The organism is Streptomyces sp. BR123, assembly GCF_013401435.1.
Taxonomy (GTDB): domain Bacteria; phylum Actinomycetota; class Actinomycetes; order Streptomycetales; family Streptomycetaceae; genus Streptomyces.
In genome coordinates this window covers 1-22,258 of the sequence record NZ_JACBGN010000109.1, presented here as the reverse complement: position 1 = coordinate 22,258, position 22,258 = coordinate 1, and the positions used below count along the sequence as shown (strand labels likewise).

General features: G+C 72.2%; 15 protein-coding genes and 1 pseudogene. 14 read left to right on the top strand and 2 right to left on the bottom strand.

From position 1 onward, the window contains the following. The 10 genes from HYE82_RS18450 to galE all read left to right on the top strand — a co-directional run. Positions 1-908, top strand: a 908-nt coding sequence (locus tag HYE82_RS18450; protein ID WP_179175192.1) for a CHAD domain-containing protein, incomplete at its 5' end; no start/stop codon positions are given. A gap of 81 nt (positions 909-989) precedes the next feature. Further along, the gene (locus HYE82_RS18445) at positions 990-2,915 is read left to right on the top strand and encodes a TIGR03960 family B12-binding radical SAM protein (RefSeq protein WP_179175191.1); all 1,926 of its coding nucleotides are present in this window, start codon (positions 990-992) and stop codon (positions 2,913-2,915) included. Between the two features lie 68 nt (positions 2,916-2,983). Further along, positions 2,984-3,946 (top strand): hypothetical protein, encoded by a 963-nt coding sequence (locus HYE82_RS18440; protein WP_179175190.1) that lies wholly within the window; start codon positions 2,984-2,986, stop codon positions 3,944-3,946. 226 nt (positions 3,947-4,172) lie between these two features. Then, a complete protein-coding gene (locus HYE82_RS18435) occupies positions 4,173-4,955 on the top strand; it encodes a TIGR03936 family radical SAM-associated protein (RefSeq protein WP_309144365.1) in 783 nt (260 codons plus the stop codon). 234 nt (positions 4,956-5,189) lie between these two features. Next, the gene (locus HYE82_RS18430) at positions 5,190-9,416 is read left to right on the top strand and encodes an Rne/Rng family ribonuclease (protein ID WP_179175189.1); all 4,227 of its coding nucleotides are present in this window, start codon (positions 5,190-5,192) and stop codon (positions 9,414-9,416) included. Between the two features lie 384 nt (positions 9,417-9,800). Next, positions 9,801-10,121, top strand: a complete 321-nt coding sequence (gene rplU / locus HYE82_RS18425; protein ID WP_114057537.1) for a 50S ribosomal protein L21 — start codon at positions 9,801-9,803, stop codon at positions 10,119-10,121. Between the two features lie 14 nt (positions 10,122-10,135). Then, on the top strand, positions 10,136-10,390 hold the full coding sequence (rpmA, locus tag HYE82_RS18420) for a 50S ribosomal protein L27 (protein WP_008738950.1): 255 nt from the start codon (positions 10,136-10,138) through the stop codon (positions 10,388-10,390). A gap of 167 nt (positions 10,391-10,557) precedes the next feature. Further along, positions 10,558-12,003 carry a GTPase ObgE gene (obgE, locus tag HYE82_RS18415; protein ID WP_179175188.1) on the top strand — a complete coding sequence of 482 codons (1,446 nt, stop codon included), beginning with the start codon at positions 10,558-10,560 and terminating at the stop codon, positions 12,001-12,003. A 77-nt stretch (positions 12,004-12,080) separates the two neighbouring features. Then, positions 12,081-13,697 carry a glycosyltransferase family 2 protein gene (locus HYE82_RS18410; RefSeq protein WP_179175187.1) on the top strand — a complete coding sequence of 539 codons (1,617 nt, stop codon included), beginning with the start codon at positions 12,081-12,083 and terminating at the stop codon, positions 13,695-13,697. 61 nt (positions 13,698-13,758) lie between these two features. Further along, positions 13,759-14,760 carry a UDP-glucose 4-epimerase GalE gene (galE, locus tag HYE82_RS18405; RefSeq protein WP_179175186.1) on the top strand — a complete coding sequence of 334 codons (1,002 nt, stop codon included), beginning with the start codon at positions 13,759-13,761 and terminating at the stop codon, positions 14,758-14,760. Positions 14,761-14,875: 115 nt separating this feature from the next. On the opposite strand, the gene HYE82_RS18400 is transcribed toward galE, so the two are convergent. After that, the gene (locus tag HYE82_RS18400) at positions 14,876-16,006 is read right to left on the bottom strand and encodes a glycosyltransferase (protein WP_309144366.1); all 1,131 of its coding nucleotides are present in this window, start codon (positions 16,004-16,006) and stop codon (positions 14,876-14,878) included. Between the two features lie 95 nt (positions 16,007-16,101). Beyond that, a complete protein-coding gene (locus HYE82_RS18395; RefSeq protein ID WP_179175184.1) occupies positions 16,102-18,972 on the bottom strand; it encodes a CDP-glycerol glycerophosphotransferase family protein in 2,871 nt (956 codons plus the stop codon). 157 nt (positions 18,973-19,129) lie between these two features. On the opposite strand from HYE82_RS18395, the gene HYE82_RS18390 reads away from it, so the two are divergent. The 4 genes and pseudogenes from HYE82_RS18390 to HYE82_RS18375 form a co-directional block, all read left to right on the top strand. Beyond that, positions 19,130-20,116 carry a glycosyltransferase family 2 protein gene (locus HYE82_RS18390; RefSeq protein WP_179175183.1) on the top strand — a complete coding sequence of 329 codons (987 nt, stop codon included), beginning with the start codon at positions 19,130-19,132 and terminating at the stop codon, positions 20,114-20,116. Between the two features lie 4 nt (positions 20,117-20,120). Continuing rightward, positions 20,121-20,564 carry a GtrA family protein gene (locus tag HYE82_RS18385; protein ID WP_179175182.1) on the top strand — a complete coding sequence of 148 codons (444 nt, stop codon included), beginning with the start codon at positions 20,121-20,123 and terminating at the stop codon, positions 20,562-20,564. Between the two features lie 91 nt (positions 20,565-20,655). Then, positions 20,656-21,783, top strand: a complete 1,128-nt coding sequence (proB, locus tag HYE82_RS18380) for a glutamate 5-kinase (protein ID WP_179175181.1) — start codon at positions 20,656-20,658, stop codon at positions 21,781-21,783. A gap of 96 nt (positions 21,784-21,879) precedes the next feature. Beyond that, positions 21,880-22,258: pseudogene (locus HYE82_RS18375) on the top strand (hypothetical protein); the annotation flags it as partial.

Sequence of the window (22,258 nt, the reverse complement as noted above, 5' to 3'; positions counted from 1 at the left end):
GCCCCGAACCCGGCCCCGCCGAGGGCACCGCGGGCGCGTACGTCCTCGCGTACCTGCGCGAACAGCGCGACGCGATCGTCGCCCAGGACCCCGCCGTACGCCGCAACCTCCCCGACTCCGTCCACCAGATGCGCGTCGCCTCCCGCCGGATGCGCAGCGCCTTCAAGACCTACCGCAAGGTCCTCGACCGCGAGGTCACCGACCCCATCGGCGAGGAGCTGCGCCACCTCGGCCAGGAGCTCGGCGTCGACCGCGACCAGGAAGTCCTGCACGAACGGTTCCGGGCCGGCGTCGAAGCCCTCCCGCGCACCCTGCGCCACGGCCCCGTCCGCGGACGTCTGCGCACCTGGAACAACAGCCGCCGCGCAGCCTCCCGCCGCCGCGCCCTCACCTACCTCGACTCCCCGCGCCACCTGGCCCTGCTCGACGCCCTCGACGCCGTGCTCGCCGCCCCCCCGCTGCTGCCGGCCGCCGCCAAGCCCGCCGGGAAGCCCCTGTCCAAGGCGGTGCTCCGCGACTACGAGCGGCTCGCCGGCCGGATCGAGCACGCCCTCTCCCTGGATCCCGGCGAGGAACGCGACCACGCCCTCCACGACGCCCGCAAGGCCGCCAAGCGCGCCCGGTACGCCGCCGACGCGGCCGAACCCGCACTCGGCAAGCCCGCCGACCGCCAGGCCAAGGCCATGAAGTCCGTCCAGACCCTGCTCGGCGACCACCAGGACAGCGTCGTCGCCCGCGAGGCGCTGCGCGGCCTCGCCGAGCAGGCGGCAGCCGCGGGCGAGTCCGCCTTCAGCTGGGGCGTGCTCTACGCCCGTGAGGAGGCCCTCGCCGCTTCACGCGAACGAGAGCTTCCGGAAATCTGGGACAAGGCTTCCGACCCCGCCCTGCGCCAGGCCCTCGCCCCCTAGACCAAGATCGCGACGTCCGGCACCGACGACGCCTCGGGTTACGCTTGAGAGTCGCCCCCCTGCCCGCTTCACGAAAGTCGCGTGATGTCCGAGTCGGTCTTCCCACAGCTCGAAGCTCTGCTCCCGCATGTGCAGAAGCCCATCCAGTACGTCGGCGGTGAGCTCAACTCCACCGTCAAGCCGTGGGACTCCTGTGACGTCCGCTGGGCGCTCATGTACCCGGACGCGTACGAGGTGGGGCTGCCCAACCAGGGCGTCATGATCCTCTACGAGGTACTCAACGAGCGCGAGGGCGTCCTGGCCGAGCGCACCTACAGCGTGTGGCCCGACCTCGAAGAGCTCATGCGCGAGCACAAGGTGCCGCAGTTCACCGTCGACAGCCACCGCCCGGTCGGTGCCTTCGACGTGTTCGGCCTGTCCTTCTCCACGGAGCTGGGCTACACCAACATGCTCACGGCGCTGGACCTCGCGGGCATCCCGCTGGAGGCCCGCAACCGCACCGTCGACCACCCGATCGTCCTCGCCGGCGGCCACGCGGCCTTCAACCCCGAGCCGATCGCGGAGTTCATCGACTGCGCCGTCATCGGCGACGGCGAGCAGGCCGTCCTCGACATCACCGAGATCATCCGCGCCTGGAAGGCCGAGGGCCGCCCCGGCGGCCGCGAGGAGCTGCTGCTGCGCCTCGCCAAGACCGGCGGCGTCTACGTGCCGGGCTTCTACGACGTCGAGTACCTGCCGGACGGCCGCATCGGCCGCGTCGTGCCGAACCGGTCGGGCGTGCCGTGGCGGGTCTCCAAGCACACCGTGATGGACCTCGACGAGTGGCCGTACCCCAAGCAGCCGCTCGTCCCGCTCGCCGAGACCGTCCACGAGCGCATGTCCGTCGAGATCTTCCGCGGCTGCACCCGCGGCTGCCGTTTCTGCCAGGCCGGCATGATCACGCGCCCCGTGCGGGAGCGAAGCATCACCGGCATCGGCGAGATGGTCGACCGCGGCCTGAAGGCCACCGGCTTCGAAGAGGTCGGCCTGCTCTCCCTCTCCTCCGCGGACCACACGGAGATCGCCGACATCGCCAAGGGCCTCGCGGACCGCTACACGGACGACAAGGTGGGCCTGTCCCTCCCGTCGACCCGCGTCGACGCGTTCAACGTGGACCTGGCCAACGAGCTCACCCGCAACGGGCGCCGCTCCGGCCTGACCTTCGCCCCCGAGGGCGGCTCCGAGCGCATGCGCAAGGTCATCAACAAGATGGTCTCGGAAGAGGACCTGATCCGCACCGTCGCCACCGCCTACGGCAACGGCTGGCGCCAGGTGAAGCTGTACTTCATGTGCGGCCTGCCGACCGAGACCGACGAGGACGTGCTCCAGATCGGCGACATGGCCGTCAACGTCATCGCCAAGGGCCGCGAGGTCTCCGGCCAGAACGACATCCGCTGCACGGTGTCCATCGGCGGCTTCGTACCCAAGCCGCACACCCCGTTCCAGTGGGCGCCGCAGCTCTCGGCCGAGGAGACCGACGCCCGCCTGGCCAAGCTCCGCGACAAGATCCGCGGCGACAAGAAGTACGGCCGCTCCATCGGCTTCCGCTACCACGACGGCAAGCCGGGCATCGTCGAGGGCCTCCTCTCCCGCGGCGACCGCCGCATCGGCGACGTCATCCGCGCCGTGTACGAGGACGGCGGCCGCTTCGACGGCTGGCGCGAGCACTTCAGCTACGACCGCTGGATGCAGTCCGCCGACAAGGCCCTCGCCCCGTACGGCGTGGACGTCGACTGGTACACGACCCGCGAGCGCACGTACGAGGAGGTCCTGCCCTGGGACCACCTCGACTCCGGCCTGGACAAGGACTGGCTCTGGGAGGACTGGCAGGACGCCCTCGACGAGACCGAGGTCGACGACTGCCGCTGGACGCCGTGCTTCGACTGCGGCGTCTGCCCGCAGATGGACACGGCCATCCAAATCGGCCCCACGGGCAAGAAGCTGCTGCCGCTGACGGTCGTCAAGTAGCCGGAGCAGCCCGTAGCCGAAGCCCTCCGCCGTGCAACGGCGGAGGGCTTTCGCGTGTCCTTAGCTGCATGGAACTCGACAAACGGCCCTCCGGCGAGGGTGACGGCTGCCTCGTGGGGGTGCTGCGGATCCCCGCCAAGGTGGTCGCGGTGCTGATCGTGCTCCCCGTACGTGCGGTGTGGGACCTGCTCGCCGCGTTCGGGCGGGCCGTGCACCGGCACGTCCTCGGGCCGCTGTGGACCCACGTCCTCGAACCGCTGTTCCGCGGAATCGGGTGGGTGCTGACCGTCCTGTTCAAGCTGGTGTTCGTCTGGCCCTGGATGGGATTGTGGCGGTACGTGCTCCGACCGGCCTGGCAGGGGGCGGTGTGGCTGGCGCGGGGCGCGTACGCGTACCTGCTCGTACCGGTCGGGCGCGGGCTGGCGTGGCTGGCCGCGGCGGTCTACCAGTGGCTGCTGCGGCCCGTGGGGCTGGGCGCGGCCTGGCTGGCCGCCGCCGCTTACGGGTGGCTGCTCAGGCCGGTCGGGACCGCCGTGGCCCGGCTGGCCACCGGCGCGTACCGGTACGGGCTCGTGCCGCTCGGGCTGGGCGTCGTGTGGCTGGCCCGGGCCGCGTACCGGTGGCTGGTCGTCCCGGTGGGGCAGGCCGTGGCCTGGACCGTGCTGGGGGTCTGGCGGTGGGCGTTCGTGCCGGTGGGGCGGGGCACCGTATGGGCCGGGGCGGCGTTGTGGCGGTGGGTGTTCGTGCCCGTCGGTGCCGCGTTCGCATGGCTGGCGCGCGGGGTGTACGCGTACGTGCTCGCGCCGGTCGGGCGGCTGTTGGTCTGGGCCTGGCACGTGGCCGGGCGGATCGTGAAGGCAGTGGGGCGGGGGATCGCCCTGCTGTGGCGGGCCCTGATCGTGTGGCCCTGCACGCAGGTGTACCGGCACGTCCTCACCCCCGTCGGGCACGTCCTGCGGGACGCCGGGCGCACGGTCCGCGCGACCGTACGGCAGGTCCGCGCCGAGGTGCGGCGGGCCCTCCTGGGGTGACCGGCCCCGGGAACCGGCGAGGTCACGGGCGCGTACTCTGGGTAGTACGAAGCCTGGGCCTCTCCCGCCCCCGAGCGCTCCCTGCACACCCGGCAGGGGTGAGCCGGAGGGCACGGAACCGCCCGCAGGCTCACCGGACCTCAGGGCGGCGCGCGAGCCGCGCCGCCCCGCACAAGGAGAAGAACCACTGGGCAAGCGACAGCCCGAAGGCCCGCCCCCCGCACCGGTGGCACAGCGCATCCGACTGCGCTACACCAAGCGCGGCCGCCTCCGGTTCACCAGCCACCGGGACTTCCAGCGCGCGTTCGAGCGCGCCCTGCGCCGCGCCGAGGTGCCCATGGCGTACTCGGCCGGCTTCACACCGCACCCCCGCGTCTCGTACGCGAACGCCGCCCCGACCGGCACCGGCAGCGAGGCCGAGTACCTGGAGATCGCGCTCACCGAGCCCCGCGACCCGGAAAAGCTCCGTGAGCTGCTCGACGAGTCGATGCCGGTCGGCCTGGACATCATCGACGCCGTGGAGGCCCGCACCTCCGGACTCGCGGACCGGCTCACCGCCTCCGTGTGGGAGCTGCGGCTGGACGGCGTGGACACGGCCGAGGCCGCCCGCGCGGTCGAGACCTACCTCGCCGCCGACACGGTCGAGGTGCAGCGCCGCACCAAGAACGGCATGCGCACCTTCGACACCCGAGGGGCCGTTGCGACCCTCGACGTCCTTCCGGTCCCCGCTGATAGGCCGGTGGACAATGCCTGTGCGATACTGCGGCTGGTTGTTCGGCATCTGACACCTGCCGTACGACCCGACGACGTCCTGTCCGGTCTCCGAGCTGTGGCCGACCTGGCGCCGCCGGTCCCCGCAGCGGTGACCAGGCTGGCGCAGGGGCTCTTCGACGAGGAGTCCGGCACGGTGACCGACCCGCTCGCGCCCGACCGCGAGGCTGACACGGCCGCTTCACCCACGGCCGCCGTGACCGCCGACGCGAAGGCGCCGGAAGGTCCCGCCGCGTAGGGAACGCCGTCGCTGCGCCGCCCTGGCACTCGGGAGCCACCTGGGTCCGGCAGCGCACCCACCTGAAGACTTCCGCCAGGCCGTACGGACAAGGCGTACGGAACCGGCGGCCATGGACTACAGCTCCCGTGTGGCGAACGCGCCCCGGAGGCCGGCTCCGCGCTGATCGTGCGGAGCCGTGCCGGACCGGATGTCAGCCGCGGCGCCCGGGAGCGTGACGGGAGAACCGCCCGCATGCTCGACAACGAAAACAACAACACCGCCGGCGCCACCGACAACGGCAGCCCCAGCGACAACCTGCCTCCGCGCAGGCGTCGCCGTGCCGCGTCGCGTCCGGCCGGTCCGCCCGGCGCCACCGTCGCCGGGGCCACCGCCGAGGTTCCCGCCGAGGCCGCTCCGCCCGCCGCTCCCGCCGAGGAAGCAGCGCCGAGCACCGCCCCGGCCCGCCCGCGCCGCCGCGTGACGCGCACCGTCTCCACGCCCGCCGCCGAGGTTCCGGCCGAAGCCGCCACCTCGGCCGTCGAGGCGGCTCCGGCTGCGGAGCCCGCCCCGGCCGCCGAGGAGCCCGCTGCGCCGGCGCCGCGCACCCGCCGCCGCGCCACGCGCGCCACGACCGCTCCGGCCGCCGAGGCTCCCGTTGCGGAGGCCGCTCCGGCCGTGGAGGAGGCTGCCGCGCCGGCGCCGCGTACGCGTCGTCGTGCCACCCGTGCCGCTGCCGCTCCGGTCGCCGAGGCCGAGGCCGTCGAGGCTGCTCCGGTCGCCGAGGCTCCCGTTGCGGAGGCCGCTCCGGCCGTGGAGGAGGCTGCCGCGCCCGCGCCGCGTGCCCGTCGTCGTGCCACCCGTGCCACTGCTGCTCCGGTGGCTGCCGCTGCCGAGGCCCCGGCGGCCGTCGAGGCTGCTCCGGTCGAGGTTCCGGTCAAGGTTCCGGTCGAGGCTCCGGTTGTCGAGGAGCCCGCCGCGCCCGCGCCGCGTGCCCGTCGTCGTGCCACCCGTGCCGCTGCCGCTCCGGTCGCCGAGGCCGAGGCCGTCGAGGCTGCTCCGGTCGCCGACGCTCCCGTTGCCGCTGCCGCTCCGGCCGTGGAGGAGGCTGCCGCGCCGGCGCCGCGTGCCCGTCGTCGTGCCACCCGTGCCGCTGCCGCCCCGGTGGCTGCCGCTGCCGAGGCCCCGGCGGCCGTCGAGGCCGTGGCCCAGGAGGAGGCGCCCAAGGCCGCCACCTTCACCGTCGGCGACGCCGTCGACGCCCCCAAGCGCGGCCGCCGCCGGGTCACCCGCGCCGCCGCTCCGGCTGCCGCTGCCGCTCCGGCCGCCCCCGCCGAGCCGGAGGCCGGGGCCGCGGAGCCCGCCGCCCCGGGCCGCGGCCGCCGCGGCATGCGTCCCGCCGTGCCTGTCTTCCAGGCCCCGGTCTTCGCCGAGCCGATGTTCCAGACCCCGGAGACCGCCGCTCTCGCAGCCGCGGCCGCCCGCGCCGAGGCCCTGGCCGAGGAAGAGGCCGAGGAAGCGGAGGAGCAGGAGCTCGCCGCCGAGGCCGAGGCCGTCCAGGCCCCTGCCGACCGGCCGTCCGGCCGCCGTCGTCGCCGCCGCCGCGGTGAGGCCGCCGACCTCGATGAGGCCGCGCCGCAGGCGCCGTCCGCGGAGCCCGCGGAGGAGGAGCCTGCCGCCGAGGCCGCCGAGGCCGCCGAGTACGACGAGGAAGAGGCCGACGAGTCCGACGAGCGCCCCTCGCGCCGCCGCCGCCGTGGTGGCCGTCGTCGCCGCCGCGGTGAGGCCGCCGACCTCGACGAGACCGCCGAGGAAGAGGCCGAGGCCGAGACGGACGAGGAAGAGGAGGAGGACGAGACGGAGGGCGACGAGGCCGGCGCCCTCGGTGCCGGATCCAGCCGCCGTCGCCGTCGTCGCCGCCGCCGCACCGGTGACGCGGGAGTCGAGGCCGAGGCCACCGACGAGGACGGCGTGCGCACCGTCGTCAAGGTCCGCGAGCCCCGCCCGGCCCGCGAGAAGGCCGAGACCTCCGACGAAGTGCAGTCCATCAAGGGCTCGACCCGCCTGGAGGCGAAGAAGCAGCGTCGCCGCGAGGGCCGCGAGCAGGGCCGCCGCCGCGTGCCGATCATCACCGAGGCCGAGTTCCTGGCCCGCCGTGAGGCCGTCGAGCGCGTGATGGTCGTCCGCCAGTCCGGTGAGCGCACCCAGATCGGCGTCCTCGAGGACAACGTGCTCGTCGAGCACTACGTCAACAAGGAAGAGGCCACCTCGTACGTCGGCAACGTCTACCTGGGCAAGGTCCAGAACGTGCTGCCGTCCATGGAGGCCGCCTTCATCGACATCGGCAAGGGCCGCAACGCGGTCCTCTACGCCGGCGAGGTCAACTTCGAGGCGCTCGGCCTGGCCAACGGGCCGCGCCGCATCGAGTCCGCCCTGAAGTCCGGCCAGTCCGTGCTCGTCCAGGTCACCAAGGACCCGATCGGCCACAAGGGCGCCCGCCTGACCTCGCAGGTCTCACTGCCCGGCCGCTACCTGGTCTACGTGCCCGAGGGCTCGATGACCGGCATCAGCCGCAAGCTGCCCGACACCGAGCGCGCGCGCCTGAAGAGCATCCTCAAGAAGATCGTCCCCGAGGACGCGGGCGTCATCGTGCGCACCGCAGCCGAGGGCGCGAGCGAGGAGGAGCTGCGCCGCGACGTCGAGCGTCTGCAGGCGCAGTGGGAGGACATCCAGAAGAAGTCCAAGCAGATCACGACCTCTTCGCCGAGCCTGCTGTACGGCGAGCCGGACATGACCGTCCGTGTCGTCCGCGACATCTTCAACGAGGACTTCTCGAAGGTCATCGTCAGCGGTGACAGCGCCTGGGAGACCATCCACGGCTACGTCTCGCACGTCGCCCCGGACCTGGCCGAGCGGCTGCAGCGCTGGACCTCCGAGGTCGACGTCTTCGCGACGTACCGGATCGACGAGCAGCTCGCCAAGGCGCTCGACCGCAAGGTGTGGCTGCCCTCCGGCGGCTCCCTCGTGATCGACAAGACCGAGGCGATGGTCGTCATCGACGTCAACACCGGCAAGTTCACGGGCCAGGGCGGCAACCTCGAGGAGACCGTCACCAGGAACAACCTGGAGGCGGCCGAGGAGATCGTGCGCCAGCTGCGGCTGCGCGACCTGGGCGGCATCGTCGTCGTCGACTTCATCGACATGGTCCTGGAGTCGAACCGCGACCTGGTCCTGCGGCGGATGCTGGAGTGCCTGGGCCGCGACCGTACGAAGCACCAGGTCGCCGAGGTGACCTCGCTGGGCCTGGTCCAGATGACCCGCAAGCGGGTCGGCCAGGGCCTGCTGGAGTCCTTCTCCGAGACCTGCGTCCACTGCAACGGGCGCGGTGTGGTCGTGCACATGGACACCGCCACCACGGCCGGCAACGGCGGCAAGCGGGCCAAGCGCCGCGGCGGTCGCGGCCACGAGCACGAGGTCGAGGCCGTCGAGGCCGCCGTGACCGAGGCGCCCGAGGCGGGTGCCGAGGTGGAGACCGAGGCCGAGGTGGCCGCCGAGATCGCCGCGCCGGTGGCGCTGCCCGAGCCGGCGTTCGCCCCGGACGAGGAGCTCTACAGCAGCGTGGCCGAGGCGGAGGCCGCCGCAGGCGGTATCAGCGGCCGTCGCAACCGCCGCCGCGCCACCCGCAAGGCGACCGCTGCGGCGGGCGCCCCGCGTGCAGCGTCCGCGCCCGTGGAGCAGGCCGCCCCGGTCGAGGCCCCGGCCCCGGCGCCGGTGGTCGAGGTGGAGGCCGAGCCGGTCACCGAGCCCGCCGAGACGGTGCTGGAGCCGGCTGCCGAGGTTGTCGCCGAGGCCGTGGCCGCGGCGGAGACGGTCGAGGCCGCACCCGCCCCGGTGGCGGAGGAGGCTGCGCCGAAGGGCCGTACGCGCCGCCGCGCCACCCGCAAGGCGACCGCCCCGGTGGTGGAGCCGGAGCCGGCCGTCGTGGCCGAGCCGGAGCCGCAGCCCGAGCCGGTCGCCCCGGTCGCCGAGGCCGTGCCGGCCGAGGCCCCCGTGGCGGAGGTCGTCGAGGCGGAGGCCCCCGAGGCGGAGGCCCCGGTTGTCGAGGCCCCGGCGGCGGAGGCCGCTCCGGCCCGTCCGCGGCGCCGCGCCACCCGCAAGGCCACTGCTCCGGCCGGATCCCCGGTGGGCGCGGAGGCGGCGGTCCTGGTGGTCGAGGCGGCCCCGGCCGAGCCCGAGCCCGCTGCCGAGCCGGCAGCGGCGTCCGAGGCCGAGGCGGAGGCCCCGTCCGAGGAGGCCGCCCCGGCCAAGAAGACGGTCCGCAAGACGGCGGCCAAGAAGGCCCCGGCGAAGAAGGCCGCCGCGAAGAAGACGACGACGGCCAAGAAGACCGCCGCCAAGAAGACGGCTGCGAAGAAGACGACGGCGAAGAAGGCGACCAAGAAGGCCGCCGCGGCGGAGCCCGCCGCCGATGCCGACGCCTGATCCGCGTCACCACCGGGACTGCCCCGGCCCCCACAGCGGGGGCCGGGGCAGTCCCGTACCCGCACACGGCGAAACCGCCCGCCGAGGGAAAACGATTGCTCCGGGCTGCCGGTACCTCGTCGAGGGCTTGGCGGCGGGCCGTGGACGGTGGGCCGTCCGCACGGGCTTCCGGCGGTGCCGGACAACCGGCCCGGGGCGCCCGCACAGGCCGGTTTGACCTCGTAAACCCGGCCCCGTAACCTTGACCGTCGGCGTGTCTACGTGCGCGCCAGCCACTGAGCACCTCACCTCCCGGGCCGCGAGCGGCACGGGGGAGGCCGTATCGCGTTCTGCGGGGACCGGCTGGCTTCAGGGGCTTCCATTGCGAGCGAGAGAGAGATCCGCGTGTACGCCATCGTGCGCAGCGGTGGCCGCCAGCACAAGGTTGCTGTCGGCGACATCGTTGAGGTTGACAAGATTTCCACTGCCAAGGCTGGCGACACGGTCGAGCTCTCGACCCTGCTCGTGGTCGACGGCGACGCCGTGACCAGCGACCCGTGGGTCCTGGCGGGCATCAAGGTCCAGGCCGAGGTCGTGGACCACACCAAGGGCGCCAAGATCGACATCCTGCGCTACAAGAACAAGACCGGCTACCGCCGTCGCCAGGGTCACCGTCAGCAGTACACGGCGATCAAGGTCACGTCCATCCCGTCGGCCGCGAAGTAAAGAGGGACTGAGCAATGGCACACAAGAAGGGCGCATCGTCCACCCGGAACGGTCGCGATTCCAATGCCCAGCGGCTCGGCGTGAAGCGCTTCGGCGGTCAGGTCGTTTCCGCCGGTGAGATCCTCGTCCGCCAGCGCGGCACCCACTTCCACCCGGGTGCCGGTGTCGGCCGTGGCGGCGACGACACGCTGTTCGCGCTGCAGGCGGGTGCCGTGCAGTTCGGCACGCACCGTGGCCGCAAGGTCGTGAACATCGTTCCGGCCGCCTGATCCAGCTTCTGCTGATCAAGCGTTCGTAACGTCCCGAGGGCGGATCTCAGCTCTTCCCGGCGCAGGCCGGGAAGAGAGGTCCGCCCTCGGCGCGTTTGCACGTAGACACGTTTAATGGGACAGCAAGGCCTGTCCGGGACATCCCGTCTGTATCTGGAGGAACACCCATGACCACCTTCGTGGACCGCGTCGAGCTGCACGTCGCCGCGGGTAACGGGGGCCACGGCTGCGCCTCCGTGCACCGGGAGAAGTTCAAGCCGCTCGGCGGTCCCGACGGCGGCAACGGCGGCCGCGGCGGCGACGTGATCCTGGTCGTCGACCAGTCGGTCACCACCCTGCTGGACTACCACCACAGCCCGCACCGCAAGGCCACCAACGGCAAGCCCGGCGAGGGCGGCAACCGCTCCGGCAAGGACGGCCAGGACCTCGTCCTGCCGGTCCCGGACGGCACCGTCGTCCTCGACAAGCAGGGCAACGTCCTCGCCGACCTCGTCGGTCAGGGCACCACCTACGTCGCCGCCGAGGGCGGCCGCGGCGGCCTCGGCAACGCGGCGCTCGCCTCCGCCCGCCGCAAGGCCCCCGGATTCGCGCTCCTCGGCGTCCCCGGCGCCGCCGGCGACATCGTGCTGGAGCTGAAGACGGTCGCCGACGTGGCCCTCGTCGGTTTCCCCAGCGCCGGCAAGTCCTCGCTGATCTCGGTGCTCTCCGCCGCCAAGCCGAAGATCGCGGACTACCCCTTCACGACGCTCGTCCCGAACCTGGGCGTGGTCACCGCCGGCTCGACCGTGTACACGATCGCCGACGTCCCGGGCCTGATCCCGGGCGCCAGCCAGGGGAAGGGCCTCGGCCTGGAGTTCCTGCGGCACGTCGAGCGCTGCTCGGTCCTCGTGCACGTCCTGGACACCGCCACCCTGGAGTCCGACCGCGACCCCGTCTCCGACCTCGACGTCATCGAGGAGGAGCTCGAGCAGTACGGCGGCGGCCTGGAGTCCCGGCCACGTCTCGTCGTCCTCAACAAGGTCGACATCCCGGACGGCCAGGACCTCGCCGACATGATCCGCCCCGACCTGGAGGCGCGCGGCTACAAGGTCTTCGAGGTGTCCGCGGTCGCCCGCACCGGTCTGAAGGAGCTGTCCTACTTCCTCGCGGAGGTCGTCGCCAAGGCGCGCGCCCGCAGGCCGAAGCAGGAGGCGACCCGTATCGTCATCCGCCCGAAGGCCGTCGATGAGACCGGCTTCACCGTCACCTTCGACGAGGCCGAGGGCGTCTACCGGGTGCGCGGCGAGAAGCCGGAGCGCTGGGTCCGCCAGACCGACTTCAACAACGACGAGGCCGTGGGCTACCTGGCCGACCGCCTCAACCGCCTGGGCGTCGAGGACCAGCTGCTGAAGGTCGGCGCGCGCGCAGGCGACGGCGTCGCGATCGGCTCCGAGGAGGACGCGGTCGTCTTCGACTGGGAGCCGTCGATGATGGCCGGCGCCGAGATGCTCGGCCGACGCGGCGAGGACCACCGCATGGAGGCTCCGCGTCCGGCCGCGCAGCGCCGCAAGGAGAAGGACGCCCGCCACAAGGACTCCGCGCAGCAGGAGTACGACGAATTCCGTCCCTTCTGACCTGCATTTCCGCCGTTCCGTCGGCGGAGGCGCCGCTATTGGGCTGATGTTTACCCTGGTCGCCTAGGATCCCACGGGTGAGCAGCACCATTCCTCCCAGCGTCTCCGTCGTCGTGATCGCGTACAACGACGCCGAGCTCGTGGGCGAGGCCGTCGCCTCGGCACTCGCCCAGGGCCCGGTCGTTGCCGAGGTCATCGCCGTCGACGACGCCTCCTCCGACGGCACCGACCGTGTGCTCGACGAGCTGGCCGCCGTCCACCCCCGCCTCAAGGTCGTGCACCGCACGGAGAACAGCGGCGGCTGCGGCACCCCCCGCAACGACGGCATCGCGGTCGCGACCTCCCCGTACGTCCTGTTCCTCGACAGCGACGACGTGCTGCCCGCCGGGGCCGCCGAAGCCCTCCTGCGGGCCGCCGAGGAGCACCGCGCGCCCGTGACCGTCGGCGCCTGCGTACGCCGTGAGCTGCCGCAGTACCACGACACCCCCTGGGTGCCCGGGCTGTACACCCCGGGCGACGTCATCGACCGGCCGGCCGACCGGCCCGAGCTGGTCCGCGACACCCTCTGCGTCAACAAGCTGTACGACCGGTCCTTCCTGGAGAAGCACGCGATCCGCTTCCCCGATGGTCGGTTCGTCTACGAGGACTTCGTCTTCACCTCGCGCGTCCTGGCCGCCGCCCCCCGCATCGCGGTCGTCGGCGACCTCGTCTACGTGTGGCACGTGCGCCGCAGCGCCGCCCAGGTGTCGATCTCCCTGGACCGCAAGGACGTCTCCAACTGGCGCTCCCGGATCGAGGCCCACCGCACCGCGCACCGGATCCTCGCTGCCTCCTCCCCGGAGCTGGGCCGCGCCTGCCAGGTGAAGTTCCTGGAGTACGACCTGCGCATGTACCTGCGCGAACTCGGCACCGACCCGGGGTACCAGGCCGCCTGGTGGACCCTGACCCGCGACTACCTGGACACCTTCGACGAGGCCGCCGTCGAGGCCGCCGGGGCCCATGCCCGCTGGATCGTGCGCGTGCTGCGGGCGACTCCCGAGCCGCCCGCCGACACCGCCCGGCTCACCCGGTTCGCCGCCGAGCCGCCGCGGCTGCTGCCCCCGTACGCGACCGGCCCCGACGGCGGGCCCGTGTGGAGCGAGGAGGTGCCCGTCCCCCTCGACGGGTTGGACGGGCTGCCGGCAGCCGACCTGCCCGTCACCATCGACGCCGGCCCCGCCGGCAGCGGCCTGCGGCTGCGGGTGCACGACCTGTACGGCCGCCTCGCCCAGGCCGGTCCGCGCACCGCCCGGCTGAGCTTCGTGCCGCGTTCGGGCGGCGAGCCGGTGCTCGACCGGCCGGTGGAGCTGCGGCCCGCCGCGGACGGCGACGGCTGGACCTGCGAGGTGCCGTTCCACCTGACGGCCGTTGCCGCCGCCGGGCGCCGCCGGGGCCGGCGCGGCATGCAGGCCTGGAGCGTGCAGGTGGGCGTGGACTGTGCCGACGGGAGCTCCCTGCTCACCTCCCCGCGCCCCCTCGACGGTCTGCTCCGCCGCAGGGCGCTGCTCAGCAGCAGGTACGGTGTTCTGCTGGCGCAGCCGTTCCGCACGGCCGGGGGCTCCCTGGCCCTGCGGCTTGCGCCGGGTGCTGCGGGCGCGATGAGCCTCGTACGCAGCCGTCTCCACCGGGTCCGGGCAGGCCGCGCGGCGGGGTGAGGACGGCAGGCGGCCTCCGGACCGCCGCCCAGCTCGACAAGAACGGACTCGGGAGAAACGCATGACCTTTCTGATCACCGGTGGCGCCGGATACATCGGCTCGCACGTCGTTCGCGCCATGCAGCTCGCGGGAGAGCGGGTCGTCGTCCTCGACGACCTGTCCACGGGCAACGAGGACCGTGTCCCCGAGGGCGTCCCGCTGGTGATCGGCTCGGTCCTGGACCGGCTGGTCCTCGACAAGACCATCCGTGAGCACAAGATCACGGGTGTGGTGCACCTGGCGGGCAAGAAGCAGGTCGGCGAGTCCGTCGAGAAGCCGCTGTACTACTACCACGAGAACGTGGAGGGCCTGCAGGTCCTGCTGGGCGCGGTGGCCGAGGCCGGCGTCCGGAACTTCCTCTTCTCCTCCTCCGCCTCCGTGTACGGCATGCCCGACGTGGACCTCGTCACCGAGGAGACCCCGTGCGCGCCCCTGAGCCCGTACGGCGAGACCAAGCTGGCCGGCGAGTGGCTGGTCCGCGCGGCCGGCAAGGCGCACGGCATCTCCACGGCCTGCCTGCGCTACTTCAACGTGGCGGGCGCCGCCCGCCCCGAGCTGGCGGACACCGGCGTCTTCAACCTGGTCCCGATGGTCTTCCAGCGGTTCGACGAGGGTGAGGGCGCCCGGATCTTCGGCGACGACTACCCGACCCCGGACGGTACCTGCATCCGCGACTACATCCACGTCGAGGACCTGGCCGAGGCCCATGTGGCCGCGGCCCGCAAGCTCGGCGAGTGGGCGGCCGCGGAGGACTACCGGGACCTCACGGTCAACATCGGCCGCGGTGAGGGCGTCTCCGTGCGGGAGATGGCCCGGCTGCTGAACGAGGGCACCGGACACGACTTCGAGCCGGTGGTCGTGCCGCGCCGTCCCGGCGACCCGGCGAAGGTCGTGGCCTCGGCCGACCGGATCCACGCGGAGCTGGGCTGGAAGGCCAAGCACGACGTCCGCGAGATGATCACCTCGGCGTGGGCGGGCTGGGAGGCCAACCGCAAGGGCGCCGTGCCCCACGTGGCGCGCTAGCCCCGCAGCTTTCCGGCCTGCTTGCCGGCCTGCCGTACGGATGAAGCCGCCCGCCCCCTGTAGCGAAGGGGGCGGGCGGCTTCATCCGCAGCGTCCGGTGTTCGGCCGGGGCTGCTCAGCGCTCCAGGAACGCGAACAGCTCCTCCCACCGGTCGGTGATCTCGGTGCCGGAGAACCGCTGCACGGACCGGAACGCCCGGTCGCCGAGCCGGTCCCGCAGCTCCCGGTCCGCCATCAGCACGCGCAGGTGCCCGGCCAGCTCCATCGTGTTGCCCAGGCGGGCGAGCAGCCCGTCCTCGCCGTCCGAGACGATCTCGCGCACGCCCGGCGCGCAGTCGAAGGCGGCGACGGGCACGCCCGCGGCCATCGCCTCCAACAGGGTGATGGGGAAGCCCTCGGCGCGGGAGGCCTGGGCGAAGACCGATGCCCCGCGCAGGGCGCCCAGCACGTCGTCCGTGCTGCCCATCCACTCCACCGAGTCGTCGATCCCGAGTGAGGTGCAGTGGGCCCGCAGGGTGGGCTCCTCCACGCCGGCGCCGTAGATCCTGAGGACCCAGTCGGGGTGCTGCGGGGCGGCCTCGGCCCAGGCGTCGAGGAGCAGGTCCACGCCCTTCTCGAAGGCGAGGCGGCCGACGCTCGCGACGACCTTCGCGGTGCGCGGGGCGGGGGATTCCGGCATGAACGGAAGCGGGTTCGGCATGCTGGAGACGTTCTCCATGCCGGAGCGGATCCACAGGTCCGCGTCCTCCGGGGTCAGCACCAGCAGCCGGTCGACCCCGCGGTAGTGCCGGCGGACCCGGTCGCCGCGGGTGGACTTCTGGCTGGCCTCGTACGACTCGTGGCTCATGCCGATGACGGTGAGCCCCGCGGTGTCGGCGAGCGCCACCCATTCCATCGCCCAGACCTGGGTGACGATCACGACGCCGCCGGGGCGGGCCGTGCGCAGCAGGGCGCTGAGTTCCTGCGCCTTGGCGTGCAGCAGGGCCCGCCGGGCGGCCTGGCGGCGCCGCTCGGGCGCGTTGAGGCGGCCCTTGATGCCGCGCAGGCGGCGTGCCCTGGGCGGGTGGGTGTCGTACAGGGTGGTCATCGAGTACGGCAGGTCCTGGGGCAGCTTCTGCCGGATCTCCTCGGCGACCGGGACGATGCCGACGAGGTGCACGCGGTGCCCGCGGTCGGTGAAGAGCCGGGCCATCTGGTGCGACCAGGTCGTGACGCCGCCGAGTTCGTCGACGCTGTTGGAGACGATGAAGACGTCACGGCCGCCGGCCGTTTCGGCGGCCGCTGCGGTCCCGGCGGTCCCGGCGGTCGCTGCGGTCTCGGCTGCCTCGGCGGTCTGCTGGCTCACTTGCCGCTCCTGGTGAAGAACTTCTCGACGATCTGGCGGGCGGCGTCCCCGCGGTCGTACTCGCCGAACTCGGTGAGGAAGCGCTGGCGCGCCTGCGCGTACTTGGCGTCCGCCTCGTCGAAGGCGGCGATGGCCTGGAAGAGTTCGCCGGCCGTTGCCACGACAGGGCCCGGAGCCTTCTCCTTCAGGTCGAAGTACGTGCCGCGGATGTCGCCGGCGTAGCTGTCGTAGTCGTACGCGAAGAACAGCATCGGCCGGTCGAGGACCGCGTAGTCGAACATCACGGACGAGTAGTCGGTGATCAGCCCGTCGGCGAGCGCGAGCAGCGGGGTGATGTCGTGGTGTCGGGAGACGTCGATGACCCGGCCCTCGACGGACGGCGGCAGGGAGACGCTGTTGAGGTAGTGGGTGCGCACGAGCAGGGTGAAGCGGTCGCCGAGCCGGTCGGCGAACTCCTCCACGTCGAAGGGGAACTCGAAGCCCTCCACGGCGCCGTCCGCATTCGCCCGGAAGGTGGGCGCGTACAGCAGGACCTTCTTCGCGGGGTCGATGCCCAGTTCGGCGGCGAGCGGTCCGCGGACCCGCTCCCCGCTCTGGGTCTCGGCGCGGTGGGCCTCGACGAGGGCGTCGTTGCGCGGGTAGCCGGCGCGCAGGAGCACCTCGTCGCGCAGCCGGAAGCCCTTGGCCAGGGTGCGCACGTCGTGCTCGGAGCGGACCAGGAAGTGGTCGAAGCGGTTGACGGCCGCCTGGAAGCGGTCCTGGCCGGCGCGGCCCTGGGCCTTCGTGCGGGGCTCGTGGAAGCCCATCCGCTTGAGGGCGGAGCCGTGCCAGGTCTGGATGTACGTCGTTCCCGGGCGCTTGGTCAGCGCCAGCGGGAAGCCCTGGTTGTCGATCCAGAACTCGGCCTGGGCCAGGGCCCGCAGGTAGGGCCAGCTCCAGCGCTTGACCAGGGTGGCCTCCTTGGGGAAGCCGGTGGGCTTGGCGCCCGCGTACGACCAGATCGCCTCGAAGGCGACGCCCTGGCGGACCATCTCCTCGTAGATCGCCTTCGGGCTGTCGCTGTACTGCTTGCCCATGTGGCTCTCGAAGACGACCGTGCCCTTCTTGACGGGCAGCTTCGAGAAGACCTCGTGGTAGACCTTCACCTTCTGCTCGCCCGAGCCGAGGTTCCGGCGGGCGCGCAGGGCCCGGCGCAGGGTCTTCTTGACCATGCCGGCGGCTCTGCCGTGCATGGCGCCGCTGATCAGGGCCTGGGTGCGGACGGCGGCGGGGCCCTCGGCGATCAGGACGTAGGACAGGTTGCCCTTCTTGGTCACCTCGGGCTCGAAGCGGTCGGAGACCAGCCTGGTCAGCCGCGGGCGCACGCGCAGCCGGGCCGCCGACTCCAGGTCGACGCCGCCGACGGAGACGCGGGTGGTGAGGCGGTCGCTGCCGGCCGTCAGCTTGAGCCGGACGTCCCAAACGGCGTCGATGATGCCGAGGGGGCGCACGGTGCTGCCGATGTCGGCGGTGGCCCGCCACTCGATCGTGTCACCGGCGTGCCGGACGGATTCCACCGGGAAGCTGAAGGACCGCACGCCGACCTGGCGGCGGGCCCGGAACTCCAGGCTGGCCTTGACTTCTGCTTCCGGTGCGATCCGGCCGAGGGGGTTCACGACCGACCCGGCGAGGGTGACGCTGCCGCGGCCGTCGTCCTCGTACGAGGTCAGGCGGTTGCCGAGGACGAGGGAGGAGAGCGGGGTGGTGTGGAAGCCCTGCTCGGTGACGTCCAGTATCCGGCGGGCCTCGGCGTCGTCGAGATGTTCGCCACACCAGTAGATCCGCCCGTCGCGCTCGGCGAGCGGCGAGGTCAGGCGGCCCTTGTTGGTCATGGCGTCGGCGGCCGGGAGCAGGTTGTCCCAGTCCTCCTTGCCCAGGAGGTAGGCGCAGATCGCCTGGAGGTGCGTGACGTTGTCGTAGGCGGCCGGGTCGATGCCGGCGAGGTACCCGTTGGCGAGGCGGGCGAACTCCTGGCGGTACGTGTCGCCGAGCAGCGGCAGGTCGCGCAGGTGGAGCACCAGGTCGTGCTTGAGGAACTTGGCGTCCTTGGCCGTCTTGATCTCGGTGTAGCCCTTGGCGGCCAGCAGCTCGTCGACGCGGCGGTGGATCTCCATCCGGTGGACGAAGTTCGCGATCTCGTGGCGGCGGTTGCTGATCGACTTGGTCGCGGCCTTCTCGACCACGTTCCAGTAGTAGACGTGGTTGGGGATCAGCGTGATGCGGCGGGCGGCGACGTACGCCTGGGCGGAGAAGAGCAGGTCCTCGTAGTGGATTCCGACCGGGAACTCCAGGCCCTGCTCCAGCAGGAACGCGCGCCGGTAGCACTTGTTCGTGGAGAGGGTGTCGTACACCAGGAGGTCGGGATCCTCGGTGATCGACTCCAGGGTGCGGGTGCGCGAGTAGATCCAGGGGTACCACTCGGTGGTCTTGCCCCAGCGGTTGTCGAGGTGCACGCGCACGCACATGCCGGAGACCAGGTCGGAGCCGGTCCGCTCGGCGGCGTCCAGCATGTTCCGACAGGCGTTTCGTTCCAGTACGTCGTCGCTGTCCAGGAACATCACGTACGTGCCGGTCGCCTGCCGGATGCCGTGGTTGCGGGGGGCGCCGCAGCCGCCGCTGTTCTCGGGCAGCCGGAAGGCCCGCACCCGACCGGGGTGCGCTGCTTCGAGCTCCTGGGCGACCGCGAACGACCGGTCCTGGCTGCAGTCGTCCACGATCACGACTTCGACCCCGTGCAGGGTCTGGTCCAGAACCGACCGCACGGCTGTCGGCAGGCGCTCTGCGTCGTTGTAGACGATGACGACCACGGAGACGTCAGGCACGTGCACCTCGATCCCTTCGTTCCATTCCGCTTAACCCGTCAAAGCTACCGTGTGCCGCGCTCGGATCCGGCCTGCCGAGCCCGGCGTGCATACTTCTGAGGAAGAGGTGAGTGGCGGGTCCGGTCGCCGACAATCACCCGTTCGGACTCCGCAGGAAGTGTTCATGACGAAGCTGTCCGTAGTTGTCCCCTGCTACAACGAAGAAGCCGTGATCGACAGTTTCGATGCGGAGATCCGCAGGGTCCTGGACTCCCTGCCCGTCACGTACGAAGTCTGCTACGTCGACGACGGCAGCCGCGACGGCACCCTCGAAAAGCTCCGCAGGATCGCCGCCGAACACGGGGACCGCACCCGTTACGTCTCCTTCAGCCGCAACTTCGGCAAGGAGGCCGGCATGCTCGCCGGCCTGCGCGAGGCCACCGGCGACGCAGTCGTGATCATGGACGCGGACCTCCAGCACCCGCCGGAGCTGATCGCGACCATGCTCGACTACTACCGGCAGGGCCACGACCAGATCATCGCCCGCCGCACCCGCGAGGGCGACAAGAAGGTCCGCTCCGCGCTCAGCCGCCTCTACTACCGCGGCGTGAACCGCTGGGTCGACGTCGAGCTCACCGACGGCGTGGGCGATTTCCGGATGCTGTCGCGGCCCGCGGTGGACGCGCTGCTGTCGCTGCCGGAGTACAACCGCTTCTCCAAGGGCCTCTTCTCCTGGATCGGCTTCGACACCGTCCACTTCGACTACCGCAACGCCCAGCGCGAGGCCGGCGAGACCAAGTGGAAGTTCGGCTCGCTGCTGAACTACGCCATGGACGGGCTGATCTCCTTCAACAACCGCCCGTTGCGCGTCGGCATCTGGGCGGGTGTGTCGTTGGTCGCACTGACCGCCCTGTACGCGGTGTGGATCGCGGTCATGGCCATGACCAAGGGGGTGGACGTCCCCGGCTACGTCACCCTCGTGGCGATCATCGTCGGTATCGGCGGGGTCCAGATGATCATGCTGGGGCTGATCGGCGAGTACATCGGACGCATCTACTACGAGACCAAGCGCCGCCCGCACTTCCTCGTGAAGGAGGCGCACGGCGCCGACCCGCAGGCCCGTCCGGCCGCGGTCCGGGAAACCGTCCCGGCGAAGAACGAGGCCCGCTGAACCCATGAGAGAGCAGCTCGGCCAGATCTTCCGCTTCGGCCTCGTCGGGGCCGTCAACACCGGCACCTTCTTCGGCATCTACCTGCTGCTGCACCCGTGGATGCCGTACTTCCTCGCCTACACCCTCGCCTTCCTGCTGGCGATGGTCGGCTCGTTCTTCATGAACACCTACTTCACCTACCGGACCCGGCCGACCTGGAGGAAGTTCCTCCTCTTCCCGCTGACGAACGTCACCAACTACGTCATCCAGTCCGCCGGCCTCTACGCGCTCGTGACCTGGGCCGGCATGGACACCCGGATCGCGCCGCTCGTCGCCGCCGTCGTCGCCATCCCCTTCACCTTCCTGCTCTCCCGCAAGATCCTCGTCCCCGGCGGCCGGAAGAAGACCGAGAACGCCCCCGCGCCCGAGCACACCGCCTCCGGCAAGCCGCGGTCGTCCAAGGTCTGAAACCCGTGCGCGGCCGTCCGAGCCCACCCCGTAGATTGAGGTGGCAGACGCACAACGCGTACCAGCACGGCAAGGGGCAAGGGGACAAGACGTGTCAGCGGCTAGGCAAGGTGTCGTGGACGCCCGCAGGATCGTGGTCAAGGTCGGCTCCTCGTCCCTGACCACCGCGGCCGGCGGGCTCGACGCCGACCGGGTGGACGCCCTGGTCGACGTACTGGCCAAGGCCCGCAGCGGCGGCGAGAAGGAGATCGTCCTCGTCTCCAGCGGTGCCATCGCCGCCGGACTCTCCCCGCTCGGCCTGCGCCGCCGCCCCACCGACCTCGCCCGCCAGCAGGCCGCCGCCAGCGTCGGGCAGGGCCTCCTCGTCGCCCGCTACACCGCCTCCTTCGCCCGGTACGGCGTCCGCGTCGGCCAGGTCCTGCTGACCACCGACGACACCAGCCGGCGCGCCCACTACCGCAACGCCTACCGGACCCTCGACCAGCTGCTGGCCATGGGCGCCCTGCCCGTCGTCAACGAGAACGACACCGTTGCCACGGACGAGATCCGCTTCGGCGACAACGACCGGCTCGCGGCGCTCGTCGCCCACCTCGTCCGGGCGGACCTGCTCGTCCTCCTGTCCGACGTGGACGGCCTGTACGACGGCGACCCGTCGCTCCCCGGAACCACCCGCGTCGACGAGGTGCGCGGACCGGCCGACATCGCGCACGTCTCGATCGGCAGCGCCGGCAAGGCCGGCGTCGGCACCGGCGGCATGGTCACCAAGGTCGAAGCCGCCCGGATCGCCGCCGCCGCCGGCATCCCGGTCGTCCTCACCTCGGCCAGCCAGGCCGCCGACGCCCTCGCCGGGCGGGCCACCGGCACCCACTTCCACGCCACCGGCCGCCGCTCCGCGGACCGGCTGCTGTGGCTCCAGCACGCCTCGACCCCGCAGGGACACCTCGTCCTCGACGAAGGCGCCGTCGCCGCGGTCACCGAACGCGGCAGCTCCCTGCTGCCCGCCGGGATCGCCGCCGTCGAAGGCGAATTCGTGGCCGGGGACCCGGTCGAACTGCGAGCGCCCGACGGCCGCCCCGTGGCCCGGGGCCTGGTCAACTTCGACGCGAGGGAACTTCCGCAGCTCCTCGGCCGCTCCACCCGCGAGCTGGCCCGCGAGCTCGGACCCGAGTACGAACGCGAGGTCGTCCACCGGGACGATCTGGTCCTGCTCCAGGGCTGAGGTTCGGCAAAACCGCCGCGCGGCGGGCCCGGGACTGGTCAACTGTGAAGGGCGGACACGCCGGCGGCAAGAAGCGGTGCAGACAGGAGGCGGCTGGTGAGACGAGCGCTGACCAGCATCAACGGCGGCGGGGACGAGCATGCTGAGCCCTCCCGCCTCTGGCACGTCACCCTGAGCGTCTCCGGCAAGCCGGCGCCGCTGTCGGAGGTGCGGCGCGGGCTGGAGCAGCTGGCCCACGACCATCCCTTCCTGCTGACCAGCAGATACGCCGACGACCACGCCGAGATCCGGTACTGGGAGGAGGCGCGCGACCTCCACGACGCGGCGGCGGTCGCGCTCCGCCTCTGGGGCGAGCACCGCTCCTCGGCGCAGCTCCCGCCGTGGGAGATCGTCGGCCTGGAGGTCATCGACCGCGCGACGTACCACCTCCGAGTGGCGGAGGGCCGGTTACCTATACACATCTTACTCTTCCCAC

What these genes read in the sequence shown, in the direction of transcription:
- obgE (WP_179175188.1), top strand. Translation starts at nt 10,558, where the DNA reads ATGACCACCTTCGTGGACCGCGTCGAGCTGCACGTCGCCGCGGGTAAC.
- HYE82_RS18430 (WP_179175189.1), top strand. Translation starts at nt 5,190, where the DNA reads ATGCTCGACAACGAAAACAACAACACCGCCGGCGCCACCGACAACGGC.
- rpmA (WP_008738950.1), top strand. Translation starts at nt 10,136, where the DNA reads ATGGCACACAAGAAGGGCGCATCGTCCACCCGGAACGGTCGCGATTCC.
- HYE82_RS18440 (WP_179175190.1), top strand. Translation starts at nt 2,984, where the DNA reads ATGGAACTCGACAAACGGCCCTCCGGCGAGGGTGACGGCTGCCTCGTG.
- galE (WP_179175186.1), top strand. Translation starts at nt 13,759, where the DNA reads ATGACCTTTCTGATCACCGGTGGCGCCGGATACATCGGCTCGCACGTC.
- HYE82_RS18390 (WP_179175183.1), top strand. Translation starts at nt 19,130, where the DNA reads ATGACGAAGCTGTCCGTAGTTGTCCCCTGCTACAACGAAGAAGCCGTG.
- HYE82_RS18385 (WP_179175182.1), top strand. Translation starts at nt 20,121, where the DNA reads ATGAGAGAGCAGCTCGGCCAGATCTTCCGCTTCGGCCTCGTCGGGGCC.